The following is a 1526-nucleotide window of genomic DNA, read 5'->3' on the forward strand; positions in this document are numbered from 1 at the left end:
GCCCGTTCGGGGCCGCCGCGGCGCGCACGCGTGCGGGTGGGGAGGGTGTTACCCCACGACCTGCCAGTCGACCTGGCCCACACCGGCTCCGGTGCCGATGATCTGGTCGAAGGCCGCGGTGGACAGGTCCAGGCAGCGTCCGTCGACGTAGGGGCCGCGGTCGTTGATGCGCACGGTCACGGACGCGCCGCTGCTCGGGTTGGTGACCTGGACCTGGGTGCCGAAGGGCAGGGTCTTGTGCGCGGCGGTCATGGCGTTGGGGTCGAACGTCTCGCCGTTGGCGGTGGTGCGTCCGGCGAAGTCGGCTCCGTAGTAGGAGGCCTGGCAGGTGCCGCCCTGGCCGGTGGACTCGGACTCGGAGCCGGTGTCGGCGGCGGGTTCCTCGGCCTCCTCGGTCTCCTCCTCCTCGGGCTCTTCGAGGATGTCGGAGGCGTCGGTGCTGGAGCGCTGGGTGGCGGAGCTGACGGCCTCCTCGGCGAGCTGCTGCTGCTCCTGCCCGGCGTTGGGCGTGGCGTCGTCGGCGACCAGCGGGTCCGGGTCTGCCTGGGGGACGCCCGCGGCGTTGGTGGCACTGCCCGGGTCGGCGCCGGTGGCGATGACGGCCGCGGCGGCGGTGCCGCCCACCAGGAGCGCGGCCCCTGTGGCCGAGGCCAGGATGAGGGTGCGCTTGCGGCGGGAGCGTTTGGCGGCCACGCGGGGTCCCACGGGCGCGTCGGCGCGGGTGGCCTCTTCGTCGGCCGGCGGGTTCTGGGGCTGGTGTGTGCCCACGACGGATAGTCCTTCGAACGGGAACAGGGCGTGGCGGCGCGGGTGCTCCGGGGTGGGGTGCGCGGTTGCCGTGGCAGGGTGCGCGGGTGGTACGGCGCCCCGGGGCGCGGGAGGGCGCGGTGCCCGGAGCGGGCCGCCGGGTGGTGCGCGGGTTCTGGGCGCAGATCCTAGGGGTAACGCGAGGGTAACGGTACCGGAAAGGGAGGGTTTGTGGAACTTGTCACCTGAAGGGTCGGTGGTGTTCGTCACCCGGTGATGTGGGGCTCGGGCAGCTCGGGGCGCCGGGGCGGCACGCCCTCGGGGAAGAGGGTGGCGGCCGGGTCGGGCAGGTCCACGCCGCTGAGCCGGGCGACGGCGGTGGACAGGCTGGGGTTGTCCAGGTGCCCGCCCACGGTGCGGATCATGGCGGCCAGGGTGGGCAGGACGGGGGCGCCCAGGGCGGCGACGGCGTAGCGGGTGGCCACGGCCGGGGTGCGCGAGGCGCCCGCCCAGCAGTGCAGCAGGACGCGTTTGCCCTCCGCGCGCAGGGCCGCGACCGCGGCGGCGGCCTCGTCCAGGGTGAAGTGCGGGTGGGAGTTGGCGCCCCGGCGGTCGTGCAGCCACACCCGCACCCAGTCGGCGGCGGGCAGGTGGGGCGCGTCGCTGGGGTGGGTGCGGCACAGCGAGACCGCGGCGTCCACGGTCTCGGGGTGGGCGCGCAGGTGGTCGAGGTTGCCCAGCAGGACGCCCGGGTCCAGGGGGTGGGGGACGGCGAAGGG

At 75.6% G+C, this 1526-nt stretch carries 1 protein-coding gene and 1 pseudogene; both read right to left on the bottom strand.

What is annotated here, in order from left to right; genetic code table 11:
• Positions 1–48: 48 nt before the first annotated feature.
• Positions 49–768: a septal ring lytic transglycosylase RlpA family protein gene (locus DQW06_RS11800; protein ID WP_198662426.1), complete on the bottom strand. Its 720-nt coding sequence runs from the start codon at positions 766–768 to the stop codon at positions 49–51.
• A gap of 245 nt (positions 769–1013) precedes the next feature.
• A pseudogene (locus DQW06_RS11805) lies at positions 1014–1526 on the bottom strand (dual specificity protein phosphatase family protein); the annotation flags it as partial.

The sequence above is a fragment of the Nocardiopsis sp. TNDT3 genome, assembly GCF_003427465.1.
GTDB classification, from domain to species: Bacteria; Actinomycetota; Actinomycetes; order Streptosporangiales; family Streptosporangiaceae; genus Nocardiopsis; species Nocardiopsis dassonvillei.